Annotated in this window: 15 protein-coding genes; 5 read left to right on the top strand and 10 right to left on the bottom strand. The window is 57.4% G+C overall.

Annotated features, from left to right (window positions below; genetic code table 11):
• Positions 1-3: 3 nt before the first annotated feature.
• Positions 4-882 (bottom strand): 4-hydroxy-tetrahydrodipicolinate synthase, encoded by an 879-nt coding sequence (gene dapA, locus KHO49_RS08325; RefSeq protein ID WP_102878721.1) that lies wholly within the window; start codon positions 880-882, stop codon positions 4-6.
• A gap of 326 nt (positions 883-1,208) precedes the next feature.
• On the opposite strand from dapA, the gene KHO49_RS08320 reads away from it, so the two are divergent.
• Together KHO49_RS08320 and KHO49_RS08315 are read left to right on the top strand one after the other, a co-directional pair.
• Complete coding sequence (locus KHO49_RS08320; protein ID WP_102861605.1) at positions 1,209-1,769, top strand: glycine cleavage system transcriptional repressor; 561 nt, start codon at positions 1,209-1,211, stop codon at positions 1,767-1,769.
• Positions 1,770-1,779: 10 nt separating this feature from the next.
• Positions 1,780-2,253, top strand: a complete 474-nt coding sequence (locus KHO49_RS08315; RefSeq protein ID WP_102861604.1) for a peroxiredoxin — start codon at positions 1,780-1,782, stop codon at positions 2,251-2,253.
• 37 nt (positions 2,254-2,290) lie between these two features.
• Here KHO49_RS08315 and KHO49_RS08310 read toward each other — a convergent pair whose 3' ends face one another.
• The gene (locus KHO49_RS08310; RefSeq protein WP_102861603.1) at positions 2,291-3,361 is read right to left on the bottom strand and encodes an AI-2E family transporter; all 1,071 of its coding nucleotides are present in this window, start codon (positions 3,359-3,361) and stop codon (positions 2,291-2,293) included.
• A gap of 33 nt (positions 3,362-3,394) precedes the next feature.
• Positions 3,395-3,634, bottom strand: coding sequence for a sulfurtransferase TusA family protein (locus tag KHO49_RS08305; RefSeq protein ID WP_011059792.1), 240 nt, complete (start codon positions 3,632-3,634; stop codon positions 3,395-3,397).
• Positions 3,635-3,867: 233 nt separating this feature from the next.
• Here KHO49_RS08305 and KHO49_RS08300 point away from each other — a divergent pair, with 233 nt between their 5' ends.
• Positions 3,868-5,301, top strand: a complete 1,434-nt coding sequence (locus tag KHO49_RS08300; RefSeq protein WP_102878719.1) for a M48 family metalloprotease — start codon at positions 3,868-3,870, stop codon at positions 5,299-5,301.
• 75 nt (positions 5,302-5,376) lie between these two features.
• On the opposite strand, the gene KHO49_RS08295 is transcribed toward KHO49_RS08300, so the two are convergent.
• From KHO49_RS08295 to rpoE, 4 genes are all read right to left on the bottom strand, one after another.
• Positions 5,377-6,807: a DegQ family serine endoprotease gene (locus tag KHO49_RS08295; protein WP_102861601.1), complete on the bottom strand. Its 1,431-nt coding sequence runs from the start codon at positions 6,805-6,807 to the stop codon at positions 5,377-5,379.
• Positions 6,808-7,030: 223 nt separating this feature from the next.
• Positions 7,031-7,987, bottom strand: a complete 957-nt coding sequence (locus KHO49_RS08290) for a MucB/RseB C-terminal domain-containing protein (RefSeq protein WP_213664879.1) — start codon at positions 7,985-7,987, stop codon at positions 7,031-7,033.
• 8 nt (positions 7,988-7,995) lie between these two features.
• Positions 7,996-8,583 (bottom strand): sigma-E factor negative regulatory protein, encoded by a 588-nt coding sequence (locus KHO49_RS08285; RefSeq protein ID WP_102861599.1) that lies wholly within the window; start codon positions 8,581-8,583, stop codon positions 7,996-7,998.
• Between the two features lie 31 nt (positions 8,584-8,614).
• On the bottom strand, positions 8,615-9,196 hold the full coding sequence (rpoE, locus tag KHO49_RS08280; RefSeq protein WP_007930230.1) for an RNA polymerase sigma factor RpoE/AlgU: 582 nt from the start codon (positions 9,194-9,196) through the stop codon (positions 8,615-8,617).
• A 558-nt stretch (positions 9,197-9,754) separates the two neighbouring features.
• Here rpoE and nadB point away from each other — a divergent pair.
• Positions 9,755-11,359 (top strand): L-aspartate oxidase, encoded by a 1,605-nt coding sequence (gene nadB, locus KHO49_RS08275; RefSeq protein ID WP_213664878.1) that lies wholly within the window; start codon positions 9,755-9,757, stop codon positions 11,357-11,359.
• A 218-nt stretch (positions 11,360-11,577) separates the two neighbouring features.
• Here nadB and KHO49_RS08270 read toward each other — a convergent pair whose 3' ends face one another.
• From KHO49_RS08270 to KHO49_RS08260, 3 genes are all read right to left on the bottom strand, one after another.
• Positions 11,578-11,736: a hypothetical protein gene (locus KHO49_RS08270; RefSeq protein WP_175555095.1), complete on the bottom strand. Its 159-nt coding sequence runs from the start codon at positions 11,734-11,736 to the stop codon at positions 11,578-11,580.
• Positions 11,737-11,811: 75 nt separating this feature from the next.
• A complete protein-coding gene (locus KHO49_RS08265) occupies positions 11,812-12,351 on the bottom strand; it encodes an HNH endonuclease (RefSeq protein ID WP_169907986.1) in 540 nt (179 codons plus the stop codon).
• Between the two features lie 305 nt (positions 12,352-12,656).
• Positions 12,657-13,166, bottom strand: coding sequence for a hypothetical protein (locus tag KHO49_RS08260; protein WP_175555096.1), 510 nt, complete (start codon positions 13,164-13,166; stop codon positions 12,657-12,659).
• A 771-nt stretch (positions 13,167-13,937) separates the two neighbouring features.
• On the opposite strand from KHO49_RS08260, the gene KHO49_RS08255 reads away from it, so the two are divergent.
• Complete coding sequence (locus KHO49_RS08255) at positions 13,938-15,026, top strand: hypothetical protein (protein ID WP_213664877.1); 1,089 nt, start codon at positions 13,938-13,940, stop codon at positions 15,024-15,026.
• The last annotated feature ends 334 nt before the right edge of the window (positions 15,027-15,360 follow it).

Below are 15,360 nucleotides of genomic sequence, written 5' to 3'. Positions count from 1 at the left end.
CAATTAAACCAAGACGCCGGACTGGCGCATGGCCTGCCGCAGCGGTTCGTGACAGGCGGCACTGAGCCAGGTGAGCGGCAGACGGATACCGTCCGGCATCAAGCCCATTTCGTGCAGGGCCCATTTCACGGGAATAGGGTTGGATTCGATGAACAGTGTCTTGTTCAGCGGCATCAGGGTTTCGTGGATCTCGCGGGCCTTGGCGGCGTCGCCGGCCATGGCCGCGGCGCACATCTGGCTCATAGCCCGAGGCGCGACGTTGGCGGTCACCGAGATATTGCCCTTGCCGCCCAGCAGGATCAGTTCAACGGCAGTGGCGTCATCGCCGGAGTACACCAGGAAATCGTCGGGCACGCCGGCCAGGATGGCCTTGGCACGCTGCAGGTCGCCGGTGGCTTCCTTGATGCCGATGATGTTTTTCACGGAGGACAGACGGATCACGGTCTCGGCCTGCATGTCGCATGCGGTACGGCCTGGAACGTTGTAGAGGATCTGCGGGATGTCCACGGCCTCGGCAATGGCGCGGAAATGCTGGTACAGGCCTTCCTGGGTCGGCTTGTTGTAATACGGGGTCACCAGCAGGCAGGCATCGGCGCCGGCGATCTTCGCATTGGTGGTCAGTTCGATCGCTTCACGCGTCGAGTTGGCGCCGGTACCGGCAATCACCGGGATACGCCCTGCAACCTGGGCCACCACCCGACGAATCACTTCGATGTGCTCGTTGACATCCAGTGTGGCCGATTCACCTGTGGTGCCGACCGCCACGATGGCGTTGGTGCCCTCTTGCAGGTGGAAGTCCACCAGTTTGCTCAGGCTGTCCCAGTCGAGATTTCCCTGTGCATCCATGGGTGTGACCAGTGCCACCATACTGCCCGCAATCATGCAACCGCTCCTGCCGGAAAAAGAGAGCGGTAATGGTACTGGCGCCAAGTTCCTTGCACAAGCGAAGTCCCTTGCCGTGAGCATTCCCCTGAGCGATGGTTTTCGCTACCCTTCAGGCTTTGATCGCTACTGATAAGCATGTAAACCGGGTTATCGCCTGCCTGTTGGATCTGCAAAGCCCCATTCCCGCGTTGCCAGACTGTGTTCCGAGCGTTTCGGGGCCCGTCGCCGGCTTGTGGTTCAAGGCCCTGAAGTTCAGCTTGCAACGCTTGCCTGCTACTGGCTTGTCAAAAAGTACCGACCGCTCATCGCTTTAGGAATGCTGCATGTCCACCCCCACAGTTCGCGAACAATTCCTTGTCATCAGTGCCCTCGGCGCCAACCCCATGGAGCTGACCAACGTCCTGTGCCGCGCCAGCCATGAAAACCGTTGTGCCGTGGTGACTTCGCGTCTGACCCGACACGGCGAGTGCAGCGCCCTGGTGCTGGAGATTTCCGGCAGTTGGGACGCCCTGGCGCGCCTGGAAAGCAGCCTGCCGTCCCTTGCCAAGAAGCACGCCTTCACGGTCAACGTGGTGCGCAGCGCCGCTCTGGAAAGCCGTCCCCAGGCCTTGCCTTATGTCGCCTACGTCAGCGCGGCCTACCGCTCTGACATCGTCAATGAGCTGTGCCAGTTCTTCATCGACCATCATGTCGAACTGGAAAACCTCACCTGCGATACCTACCAGGCTCCGCAAACCGGCGGCACCATGCTCAATGCCACCTTCACCGTGACACTGCCCGCCGGCACCCAGATCAGCTGGTTGCGCGACCAGTTCCTGGATTTTGCCGATGCCATGAACCTCGATGCGCTGATCGAACCCTGGCGCCCACAGAACCCCATGTAAGGAAGCTCCCATGGCTGTTGCTATCGACCAACCCGTCGCTGATTTCCAGGCCCCTGCCACCAGCGGCCAGACCGTCAGTCTGTCCGGCCTCAAGGGCAAGCAAGTGGTGATCTACTTCTACCCCAAGGACAGCACCCCAGGCTGCACCACCGAGGGCCAGGGCTTTCGTGATCAATACGCCGCCTTCCAGGCCGCCAACACCGAGGTCTTCGGCATCTCCCGCGACAGCCTGAAGTCCCACGAGAACTTCAAGTGCAAGCAGGAGTTCCCCTTCGAGCTGATCAGCGACAAGGACGAAGCCGTCTGCCAGCTGTTCGACGTGATCAAGTTGAAGAAGCTCTATGGCAAGGAATACCTGGGCGTGGACCGCAGCACTTTCCTGATCGACAAGGACGGCGTCCTGCGCCAGGAATGGCGCGGGGTCAAGGTTCCGGGCCATGTCGACGCCGTACTGGCAGCAGCCCAGGCACTGAACAAGGCCTGAAACCAACGGGGCGGCTGAATCAGCCGCCCCGCGTTATCTAGAGTAAAGGCGCCACCACCGGGTCCTTCCTCGGCCAGGCATCCAGCACAGCCTTGAACAGCGTGGCCAGGGGAATCGCAAAGAAAATCCCCCAGAAGCCCCACAGCCCGCCAAACAGCAGCACCGCACAGATGATTGCTACCGGGTGCAGGTTCACCGCACCGGAGAACAGCAGCGGCACCAGCACGTTGCCATCCAGGGCCTGGATGATCCCGTAGACCGCCATCAGGTAGATGAACTGGTCGCTCCAGCCCCACTGGAACAGGGCGATCAGCGCCACCGGCACAGTGACCACAACGGCGCCGACATAGGGCACCACCACCGAAATCCCTACCAGCAGGGCCAGCAGGGCCGCGTAGTTAAGCCCCAGGGCGACGAAGGCGATGTAGGTCACACCACCGCAAATAACGATCTCGATGACCTTGCCGCGGATGTAGTTGGCGATCTGCCGGTTCATTTCGTGGGCAACCCGGGTGATCAGGGTCCGCTCCTGAGGCAGGTAGCCGATAACCCAACGGCTGATCATCGCCCGATCCTTGAGGAAGAAGAACACCAGGATCGGCACCAGCACCAGGTAGATCATGATGTTCACCAGCAAGGGCAGGCTGGACAGGGAGAACGTCAGCGCCCATTGACCGAACTTGCCGATCTCGCCCCGAGCCACTTCGATGGCCTGCAGCACCTGCTCGTCCGACACCAGGTGCGGATAGCGCTCGGGCAACAGCAGCAACAGTGACTGCCACTTGGCGAGCATCCCCGGCAATTCGTTGAACAGGGTGACGAACTGGTGCCAGAGCAAAGGTACCACCACCAGGATGAACACCAGCAGCAGGCCCATGAACAACGCGAACACCAACCCCACCGCCGCCCCACCGGGCAGGCGCAGGCGCTCCAGACTGACCACCAGCCCCTGCATCAGGTAAGCCAGGACCATGCCCGCCAGTACTGGCGCCAGCATCCCACCCAAGGTCAGCACAGCGGTAAAGGCCAGGAACAGCAGCACAGCGAGCACCACCGCCTCTTCATCCGAGAAGTAGCGCTGTATCCAGTCACGTAGCACTTTGAACATCAATGATCCTTAGATGAAAGCGGTGAACGGCCGTCAGGCCTTTTTCAGCCAGTAACGATAGACCCCGGCCTCGTCCTCTTCGCGCAACAGGGTATGACCGGCCAGGCGAGCGAAGGTGCGGAAGTCACGCTGGGACCCGGCATCGGTGGCAATGACTTTGAGCACCGCGCCACTGGCCAGGCGATTGAGTTCCATCTTGGCCTTGAGCAGTGGCAGTGGGCAGTTCAGTCCACTGGCATCGAGCTCGGCGTCATGGGCGACAACATCGGTCATTGGCTTACTCCGATCATCAATTCAAGGCGCCTAGAATACCCTGCAAGGCAAAGCCGTCGGCAATAAAGAAGCCTGAAACCAGAGCGCTGCAGCGCCGTGATAGAAGCTCGATGAGGTAGACGTCGGAATTTACCCGAAAGCACTTTTTTATCCGCAGAGTTTTCACTGGCTTTATCTGGTCCCCGGACCAGCGGGCAGCTACAGTAGAGCCTTTGTCGAATAAGGCTTTGTGCATGAATTTATTGCGCCCTACCCTGCTGACGCTCGCTTGCCTGCTCGCCTCACCGGGCTTCGCCGACGACCTGCCGTCACTTGGTGATGCCAGTTCATCCATTGTCTCTCCACAACAGGAACACCAGCTGGGCCGTGCCTGGCTGGCGTTGCTACGCAGCCAGGTCTCGCAACTCAACGACCCGCAACTCAAGGACTATGTCGAAACCAGCGTCTACAAACTGGTGGAGACCAGCCAGGTCAACGACCGCCGCCTTGAGTTCATCCTGATCAACAGCCCGCAGCTCAACGCCTTCGCCGCCCCCGGCGGGATAGTCGGGGTCAACGGTGGCCTGTTTCTCAATGCCCAGACCGAGGGAGAGTACGCCTCGGTGATGGCTCACGAACTGGCGCACCTTTCCCAACGCCACTTTGCCCGCGGGGTTGAAGCCCAGCGGCGCATGCAGGTGCCAATGATGGCCGCCTTGCTGGCCGGGATCGTGATCGCTGCCGCTGGCGCCGGGGATGCGGGGATCGCCACCATCGCCGGCACCCAGGCCGCGGCCATCCAGGAACAGCGGCGCTTTTCCCGGCAAAACGAACAGGAAGCCGACCGCATCGGCATTCTCAATCTGGAGAAAGCCGGCTACGACCCACGCTCGATGCCCACCATGTTCGAACGTTTGATGCGCCAATACCGCTTCGATGCCAAGCCTCCGGAATTCCTCCTGACGCACCCGGTCACCGAATCGCGCATCGCCGACACCCGCAACCGCGCAGAACAGGCCAAACTCGGAGGCACCGAAGACAGCCTGCGCTATCAACTGATCCGTGCGCGAGTGCAGTTGAATTACGAAGAATCTCCTGGTCTGGCCGCCAAGCGCTTTCGCGCCCAGCTCGATGAAAACCCGAAGAACGACATTGCCCGTTACGGTCTGGCCATCGCCCAGATCAAGGGCAGCCAGTGGAACGAGGCTCGGGAAAACCTCAAGCCGCTGCTGGCCAAATCCCCCAACGATGTCACCTACAACCTGGCCCAGATCGAATTGGACATGGCCAACAACCGCCTGCCGGATGCGCAAGCTCGTGTGGAGCGGATGCTCAACCTGTACCCGGGCAACTACCCGCTGAATCAGATCCGGGTGGACCTGCTGCTCAAGCAGAACCGCCCCGCGGATGCGGAAAAGGCCCTGGAAGGCTTGCTGAAAAGCCGTCCGGACGATCCGGATGTCTGGTATCTGGTGGCGGAAACCCGCGGCCTGTCGGGCAATATCATTGGCCTGCACCAGGCCCGAGCCGAGTACTTCGCCCTGGTCGGCGACTACCGCCAAGCCATTCAGCAACTGGACTTCGCCAAACGGCGGGCCGGCAGCAACTTCCCACTGTCGTCGAGAATCGACGCTCGTCAGCGGGAGATGATGGACCAGGAGCAGATGGTCAAAGACATGATGCGCTGATGTTTCCAGGCGCCATAAAAAAGCCCGCCTCTTACGAGGCGGGCTTTTTACTGCGCGAGCACGGCGTCAGACGTATTACTCGGCCAGTTTGAAGGTAATGAAACTGGCTCGCCCCTGACGCAGTACGCGCATGGACACCGAACGGTTCTTCGGCAGCGCCTTGGCGATTTCGGTGAACTCCTTGGCGGTGGTAATCGCCTGGTTGTTCAGGTGGGTGATCACGTCGCCCGGCTGCAGGCCGATCAACGCCGCTGGGCCATCCTGAACTTCCTTGATGACTACGCCACCCTTGAGGTCAAAAGCCTTTCTCTGCTCATCATTGAGCTCTACAACGGCTACGCCGAGACGGTTACTGCTGCGCTCGACGCCGGACTTGGGCAGCATGCTCAGATCCTTGTCTTCTTCAGGAATGGCGCCCACGGTGAGCTCAACATTCTTGCGCTTGCCTTCACGGATCACTTCCAGGTTGGCCTTGGCTCCGGCCTTCAACGCCCCGACCAGATGCGGCAGGTCCGCGGACATGACAATAGGTTGACCATTAAGGCTGAGAATCACGTCCCCCACTTGCAGGCCGCCCTTGGCCGCTGGGCCTCCGTCCTGAACCTGCGCGACCAGTGCACCGGCAGGTTTTTCCAGACCAAAGGATTCTGCCAGGTCTTTATTGACCTCCTGAATCACTACGCCCAGCCAGCCACGACTGACCTTGCCACCGGTTTTCAGCTGATTGGAAACGTCCATGGCCACGTCGATAGGGATCGCGAAGGACACCCCCATGAAGCCACCGGAACGGGTGTAGATCTGCGAGTTGATGCCCACCACTTCCCCCGCCAGGTTGAACAGCGGGCCACCGGAGTTACCCGGGTTGATCGGCACGTCGGTCTGAATGAAGGGAACGTAGTTTTCGTTTGGCAGACTGCGACCAATGGCACTGACGATGCCCTGGGTCACGGTGTGGTCGAAACCAAATGGCGAACCGATGGCCACGACCCATTGCCCGGCTTTCAGGTCCTGGGATTTACCCAGCTTCAGCACAGGCAGGTCCTTGCCATCAATCTTCAACAGTGCCACGTCGGAACGCGGATCGGTGCCTATCAGCTTGGCTTTCAATTCACTGCGGTCGGCCAGACGCACGAGAATCTCGTCCGCATCGGCGATCACGTGATTGTTGGTGAGGATGTAGCCATCCGGGGAAATGATGAAACCCGAGCCCAGGGACTGGGCTTCACGCTGGCGGTCCCCTCGCGGAGAGCGCTGCTGAGGCATGCCACGCTCGAAGAACTCCCGCAACATTGGCGGCAGGCCTTCCAGTTCGGGCATCTGTGCCGAGTTGGAAAACCGCCGATCAGGCAGCTTCTGCGTTGTACTGATATTCACCACAGCAGGCGAGGCCTGCTCGACCAGTTGGGTGAAATCAGGCAACTCGGCTGCCTGGGCAGACACGGCCTGCCCCAGCACCAGCACGGTGGCAAGAATGGTGAAGTAAGACTTCAAGCGTGGTATCGACATACGGCTCCCGTTACGACGAGCGTGGTTAAGCGATATGGAGCAAGTCGCACCGAAAATACAGGGGCGGTACTTTTGCTCCAGGAACGACAAATAAGGTCAGAACCGAGGGGTTCTGACCTATAAAAAAACTCTGGGGATTTTGCAAATGAAATTGCTCACCAAACATTTCATCTTCTCAATTGTGGAGTAGGCATTACCGACCTCTTACACAACCAACAAAGGCTCATTGCTTGGCGGTGGCATCGGAACGCATAGACAGCGCAATACGTTCAGCAGTGCCAATGGGGATTTCCCCGACCACGGTGACCATCATTTCGCCTTCAGGCGTGGTCAAGCGACGTGATACGGCAACAGTCGGACCGAGCTGGGTGCGGGTATCGGTAACCGTCGCACCATTGAGTGGCTCGAGGAACACCGAGAACCGCGCCAAACCGTCGTCATACAGCAAGCTGTTGACCAGGGTCTTGGTTTGCGGATCCTTGCGGGCGGAGCTACTGGTCAGCTCGAAACCTGGAGGTAGCCAGTCGGAATGCCAGGTTTGCGCAGTCTTGATGGCCGAAGCCTTGTCGCTGTCCAGGCTCACGGGTTTGCAGTCAGCACCCGCTTGCAACTCGGCATCTTCAGGGACATCTGCAGTATCCAGACGAGTGAACTGGAAGCGCTCCAATAGTTGTCCCTTGTCGTTCAACAACAGGGATTTGAGCGGCAGGCCGGTTTCCCGATCCAGATGCAACTCAAAGCCATAACGATGTTGATCTCTGGGCGTAACCGAAACGATCACTGCCTGACGCCCAGCCACACGTGACTTGCCGATAACGGCAAGGTCATACCAATTCTTGAGCTTTTGCGGGTCCAGCGCACGGGCCGCAGAGTCCGGAGCATCGCCCAACCCTGCCATCAACGTACCGCTTACGCACTGGGTGCGACCATCGATACGCACCACCTCTTGAGCAGATCCATCGAGCTGAACCAAACGCTCACGGACCTCTCCACCCTGGACGCGATGCCAGATGTTATGGGTAGAAAAACTACCGTTACGCTCGTAAACGAAAGTGCCCTGAAAGCTTTGCTGCTGTTCCGCTTGCCCAAGACGCTGCAACCAGCCCTGGGCTTCATCGGCGTGGGCTGGAACCACAAACCAGCCACTAAGCAGAAGCGAGAGTAGAGGTATGGCGCGCATGATCCTCCTTAGCGGTTTTCCAGGCTTGCCGCACGGGCATAAGGCAGTGCGCTTTCAGTGCCTTTGAGTGCAGCTTGCTGAGCATGCTGACGCAGATAGCTTGGCAGACGCTGATCGTGCCAGCCTGGCTGCCCTTGCAATACACCATTAGCCATGGGGCCAGTGGCTTCCGAGCTTTCATTGTAGCCGGCCAGTACAGCAGGGCCCTTAATTTGTGGAGTCGCCAGGGTAGGTTGAGCGGCTTGCTGAGCCAGTTCAACGCCTGCGATCTCATCTTGGTTGTACAGGCGCACACCGGCCAGTACCGCCACAGTCACCGATGCAGCTACCGCCAGACGGCCCAGACTGCGCCAAGGTCCACGGGACGCTTTGGCTGGTACGGCCTCATCAGCCAGAGCTGCCGAAACAGCAGCGGCGATGTCCAGACGTGGAAGCAGCAACTCCTTGTGCATAGCTGCCCGGGCGATTTGATAACGAGCCCAAGTCTCACGGGTTTCTACTTCGTCGACGGCATTCAACACCCGACGCAATTCCAGTTCGTCCGCTTCGTTATCCATCACCGCGGACAGCGATTCCTGCAGGGCTTCACGACTCATGGCGGTTCCTCTCTTGGCTGTCGCCGCTGTCTCAGGTTTCCTGCAACAACGGCTGCAGGGCTTTATCGATGGCTTCCCGAGCGCGGAAAATCCGGGAGCGCACGGTACCCACCGGACACTGCATGACGCTGGCAATGTCCTCGTAACTCAGACCATCGAATTCACGTAAAGTTAAGGCTGTACGCAAATCTTCAGGCAATTGCTGAATGGTTCGATGGACGGTGCCCTCGATCTCATCCCGCAGCAATGCACGTTCCGGCGATTCGAGATCCTTCAGGCCATGATCGCCGTCATAGAACTCCGCATCCTCAGAACTCACATCGCTATCCGGCGGCCGGCGGCCGCGTGAAACCAGATAGTTTTTCGCCGTGTTGATGGCGATACGGTACAGCCACGTATAGAACGCGCTGTCCCCCCGAAAATTACCTAGTGCACGGTAAGCCTTGATAAAGGCTTCTTGTGCGACATCCTGGGCTTCATGGGTGTCGTGCACGAAACGCACGATCAACCCGAGAATTTTGTGCTGGTACTTCAGCACGAGCAGATCGAACGCTCGCTTGTCGCCACGCTGAACGCGCTCGACCAGCTGCTGATCCTCTTCCTGGGTTAGCATGAACACTCCTCGATAAGCTCGGAGGAGGCTTGCATCACTAATCGATCAGGCTTGCAAACATAGACTCGGGCTTTTCGCAAAAGTTCTCCCCCTCCAAGCAAGTTTCCTGCGGGCTCTGATCCGGCACGCACGAAAAACGCAGCGCGGGCAAGGCCGGCTGCGCGAATAATCCTGTCGTCGATTTCTGTCACCAAGGGACAGATTGCAAACCCTGGCCAGAACCGACGCTGTCCCTTCTTTCAGGCAACCTTCTATTGAGTTTGGGGCCTTGGCAAAAGTTCCCAATCTTTATAGCTGCGCCGAACGAAGATTGTGTAACGGTGAAGAGAAAAACAGCCCTACTTCTTCGATCAACCCGCGCGGCAGCTTGAACGCCGCGAGTAGAGGCTGGTCGAGAGCAACGCTTTTGCTCAGCGAAGTCGCACAACGCCATGAAGGCGCGACTATTGTGCCGATCCCCCCCTCTATATACTAGTGGGCTGTGTGGCTGCTTTGACTCGCCGATTCAGGCGTCTGGCGCCAACCCCATATTGGGTCGCTTTGAGCGGAATCCTTCAAATGAGCCAACAGTTTCAACACGATGTTCTGGTGATTGGCAGCGGCGCCGCCGGCTTGAGCCTGGCCCTGACACTGCCCCGCCACTTGCGTATCGCCGTCCTGAGCAAAGGCGATCTGGCCAACGGCTCGACCTACTGGGCCCAAGGCGGCGTCGCTGCCGTTCTGGACGATACCGATACCGTCGAATCCCATGTCGATGACACCCTCAACGCCGGTGGCGGCCTGTGCCACGAAGATGCCGTGCGATTTACCGTGGAACACAGCCGTGAGGCCATCCAGTGGTTGATCGACCAGGGGGTTCCCTTTACCCGTGATGAAGACGCCAGCAGCGATGACAATGGCTTCGAGTTCCACCTGACCCGTGAAGGCGGTCACAGCCACCGACGGATCATCCATGCCGCAGACGCCACCGGCGCAGCCATTTTCAAGACACTGCTGGCCCAGGCCCGACAACACCCCAATATCGAACTGCTGGAGCAGCGGGTTGCCGTTGACCTGATCACCGAAAAACGCCTGGGCCTGGAAGGTGATCGCTGCCTGGGCGCCTACGTACTCAACCGCGGCACGGGTGAAGTGGACACCTTCGGCGCCCGCTTCGTGATCCTCGCCTCCGGCGGTGCAGCCAAGGTCTACCTCTATACCAGCAACCCCGACAGTGCCTGTGGCGATGGCATCGCCATGGCGTGGCGCTCGGGTTGCCGGGTGGCCAACCTGGAGTTCAACCAGTTCCACCCCACCTGCCTGTATCACCCACTGGCCAAGAGCTTCCTGATCACCGAGGCCCTGCGCGGTGAAGGCGCCCACCTCAAGCTGCCCAACGGCGAACGCTTCATGCAGCGCTTCGACCCTCGGGCTGAACTGGCTCCCCGGGATATCGTCGCCCGGGCCATTGACCACGAAATGAAGCGCCTGGGGATCGACTGCGTCTACCTGGATATCAGCCACAAACCGGAAGCCTTCATCAAAACCCACTTCCCCACCGTGTATGAACGCTGCCTGGAATTTTCCATCGATATCACCCGGCAGCCGATCCCAGTGGTGCCGGCCGCCCACTACACCTGCGGCGGCGTAATGGTCGATCAACAAGGGCGCACCGATGTGCCAGGCCTGTATGCCATTGGCGAAACCAGTTTCACTGGCCTCCACGGAGCCAACCGCATGGCCAGCAACTCGTTGCTGGAGTGTTTCGTCTACGCCCGCTCGGCAGCGGCCGACATTCTCCAGCAGCTGCCTCAGATCTCGATTCCCATCGCCCTGCCGGCCTGGGATGCCAGCCAGGTCACCGACTCTGACGAAGACGTGATCATTGCGCACAACTGGGACGAACTGCGGCGATTCATGTGGGACTACGTCGGTATCGTGCGGACCAACAAACGCCTGCAACGGGCTCAACACCGGGTTCGCCTGCTACTGGACGAAATCGACGAGTTCTACAGCAACTACCGAGTAAGCAGAGACCTGATTGAGTTGAGGAACCTTGCTCAAGTAGCGGAACTGATGATCAGGTCTGCCATGGAACGTAAGGAATCTCGGGGTCTGCACTACACGCTGGACTATCCAGGGATGCTGCCAGAGGCGAAGGATACGATCCTTACACCGACCTAATGAGGCACGTTAGGAGCCCATAGCGTAGCACCGTAGGACCCGATTTTGTAACAGCTTTGACGCACATTTGTCCCAACGCTGGGGTCCTTATCGCCTGCCCGCAAGGGTCCTTATTGTGCGCCTGAGCGAGCGTGCGAGGCCTACGGGGGTAAGCGCGCAGGTTAGCTATGACAGGTGGTCTCACAGAAATTTGTGTCATTTTCGTTAGGTGCTGCGCCTTAACGTACACGGGAGTCACTGAAACGGGCCACGGTGGAACCCTCAACGACCGAGTCAACGTGCATACGGTCAGGCATGGCGAAACGGTCACGGGCGTCACGGTGGTCAGTGTTGCGGTTAATGGTGCCGGTTGCTTGGTTCAGGTTGACTTTAGACATGTGGGAATCTCCTTTAGGGAATCAACAGGGTCCTCATCTGGTGAGGGGTTTTAATCCCAGTCCCTAAAGTGAGCCTTACGGCCAGCCCTCAGCGGGACCCATTACGGCCTCAAGCGGGAGCTGACAGTAGAAGCTGGTCACGTTGGCGAACTCGCCATGCTCCTCAAGGATTGCCTCAAGGGCAGCACGACACATTGCGTTGAGCTGTGCGCCGTCATGGTCACGGTCAAGCATGAAACTTTTGCGCAGGCTGTAGCCCTCGACACAGCCAGTCACGCGCCCGGTCTTGGCGTTGAGGTAGACCCCTTTAGGGAAGAACCCTCCACGGCCTGGGGTGTTGCGTGCGTTCTGGCGATTGGTGCAGGCCCGTAGGTTGCTGGCCTTGTTGTTGCCTGGGTCACCGTCCTTATGGTCGATGTACAGGCCTTGGGGATCAGTGCCGGTGGTCAGTGCATACACGACCCGGTGAACTGCCAGCCCTTGGAATGACCAATAGCCATCAGGGCGCTGTGTGCCCACGGGTTGACCTTCAAGGGTCGCAAGGCCCGAAGGGCTCAGGGAGTCGGCCTTGTAGGAAGCGGAAAGGGTCTTAACGTCGATCTGAATGTTTTGCATGTGGTGGTACTCCTTGTGGTCTCTTGGTTGGTGGTTCTCCTGGGTGACCCGTGGTGTGGGTCTTATAGGTGCGTGTAGTTGCTCAGTGATCCCCTAAAGGTTGCTCAGTGACGTTGGTCAGTATGTGGTCGGTAGACCCAGGCTTTAAGCCCAGAGGGTCTAAAGGTCTCTCTCTGAGATGGGATTGCTTATCAGCAAATAATCCACATCACAAAAGGTCTCTTAGAGGGTCTTTAGTCTTGTGTCCTCATTGAGTCAGCGCCTCTTAGAGGTCGGTCCATAGGGTTCTTCATCTTGTGTCCGCATTAAATGAGGAACGCATCAGCTCCCAGGTCCAGGCGTAGCTGTGCCATCTGGTCAGGTGCCGATTGAATGGCCGAGATGGTCTCGCGCTGGTGACCTTCAAGGCCTCCCATAGCAGCCCTCAGCCACTTAGGCCGGGACCTCATAAGCGGTTGCAAGGCGACCTCAAGGGCGCTGAGATAGCGGCGAGCCATCCGGGAGGACAGGCCCAGATGTGCCCCAATGGTCTCTGTAGAGAACACCTCAAGGGACTCAAGCAATTCATAGAGGGTCTTAACGGGGAGCTGCTTGGTTCCGCCGTGGTCCAGCTTTGCGACTCCTGAAAGAATGTCTTCAGACCATCGGTCATACCGGTCCTGAAAATCCAGATGACTACAGAAAGGATTCTCAATGATTGTCGGAACGGTTCCTCGCTTGGGTTTCTCAGGGACAAGACGCAGGCTTGTAAGATAGTCGGCCCGGTCGAAGTCATCGGCCAAGGTGTGGAGTGGAACGGGTGTGAGGTGGATCATGGTGGTGGTCTCCTATAGTTCTCCTTATCGACGGGCAGCGTTGAGCCTCCCGTGGTGCAGGGTGATTGGTGATGCCCTCTTGTCGGGGGAGGTGTTTTAATCCGAGGTGTCTAAACGAGCCCACCTTGAGACCCATTGAGGGAATCGCAGCGGGAGACGTTAGGAGGAAACTGTGTTGTCCGTGTTCTTGTGAGGGTATCTGTTCCTAAGTATCAGAACGTGGCCCACACAGGCAGCCAGTTACTTGGCGACAGGCGCCTATCTCTCAATGGGTGAGGGGTTTTGATCCGAGGTGTCAACTCGTAGCCTTAGTGAGGGTTTCTACGCGCACAGTCAGGCGGTCAGCAGAGGAAACTGTTCGGGCCTTCCCGCGTTAGTGAGGGTTTACTCAGGGCTATGCGGCAGGCTAAGGCTATAATTTACAGGGAGCCCAGCAGGCCCTCATAAACGATGTAGCCCAGCAGTTAAGCCAGGGTTCTATCAATACCGTGTCGCCATGCAATTTGTGCAGACCCACACATCAGCTCACTCCTTACATTTTGTAGAGCTGCGCGCTAAGTGAGTTTTGAAGGATTCAATAAAGACCGCCGCGCCGTTTGGTCGTCTATAGCGCTACCTATGGAGACCGTCAGAAAATAACAAAGCCCGGTGTGACCCACGGCGCTCCAATTTGTTGAATCGCTCTTTATTATCTGGCTTAGTGGTAGCGGCGCGTTCTGAGCGCCCGGTCGCTGAGTCACGCACGCCCGAACCTAAGCAAGGAGCATTCGCATGGAATGGCAACCGGTTTTGAGAGAATTGCATCTATACGGTGGCGGACGCATTCTGAATGGGATGGATCAAAAAGCTGATCTTCGGCCCAGTGCAATGAATGGAAAGTCCGCAACATTAACTATAAAAAGCTATGGTAGTTTTTATGCTGATGTTAAAGCTTTAGGATTCCAGATAGTCGGATGTGATTTTTTTCACACAGAAGAGCAAGCGAAAAGTTTCGTACCTCCCGAGTGGAGGTCAATTAATCCCGCAGCCTCTCCAACGTGGATATGCACAGACCAAGGTCATAATTGGTCCTTCATAGCCAATGCCGCATTTCTAAAAAAAAATGGACTATTTTACGATATAGCTTCTCGAATTTCCCATCAAATAAGAGCATGTGAATGGAGATTGAGGCAGTTATCGGAAGCATATTCAGATCAACTGAACGGAAGATTACACTCGAAATCTTTTAAACCCAACGAACGCTTTCTTGATGGTCATACCTCGTTATGTTACTTGGCCCTACAGTCGTTTCTGGTAGATTCTTGCACTTTAAGAGATTATCTTTCAGAGTTCTACTCAGAGGCAACAATAAGAAAAAATGATCCGGCCGCTCCCAAAATCACCGCTTTAAGTGGCCTATTAAAGATCTGGCGATCTCAGCCACCTCAGGATAAAGCGGGCAAGGAGTTGAAAGCCTCATCGTCGCCCGACAATTGGCTCTACGAACTCGGCGCATACCGAGACTTAGTCGTCCATGTCGCCCCTTTAGCAAATGCTGCGAAGACCCTACTGGCCTTCACGAGGACAATAGACTTTCATGGCCAGCAGTTGCCAGCCATACAGCTACCAATTCCATTAAAACCTGCTCAAGTAACTAAAAATCGAACTACTGGACAATACTTTGAAGACCCCAACGTAGACTTTGCTCGCGGCTTGAACTTTATTGAGAATATGGACTCCTCAAGAGACGCACTCGAATACGCTCATATTTCTATGCAGCAGCTTGGCGCACTTTGCAATTCAATTTCGAGCATCTCCCCCTTTGCACCTGAGGTTCCGATCATCACACCAATAGACTTAAAGATCACAAAAACCCCATAAGCTTACTGCAATAAATCGAACGTTTTTTATTACCTTGGTGAATGATAGAGCATTGAGAGACAACCAACTTAAGGTTACCCTCAATGCCCTTCCTTCCTGGCGAACCTCTTCAAATCCGTTAAGGTCCAGCTTCCAGGCTTCCTACGATTCTCATCAGTGATGGCTCTCATACGTAAGGCTTCTGCATCAAGCTCTGATAGAACTTCAAGGACCTCCTTAACCAAGGGGTCCTCTTCAGGTCCTCTTAGGGTCAGGTTGTACCACTGATACAGGAGCCGTGTGGCATCAATTGCAGCCTCATAGCGAACACCTAAAAGATAGGTCTCCTGGGCAG

Origin of the sequence: Pseudomonas sp. RC4D1 (assembly GCF_018390395.1) — a bacterium.
Lineage (GTDB): Bacteria > Pseudomonadota > Gammaproteobacteria > Pseudomonadales > Pseudomonadaceae > Aquipseudomonas > Aquipseudomonas danubii.
Note: the sequence above shows the minus strand (reverse complement) of the source record. Positions and strands in the feature narration are given on the sequence as shown.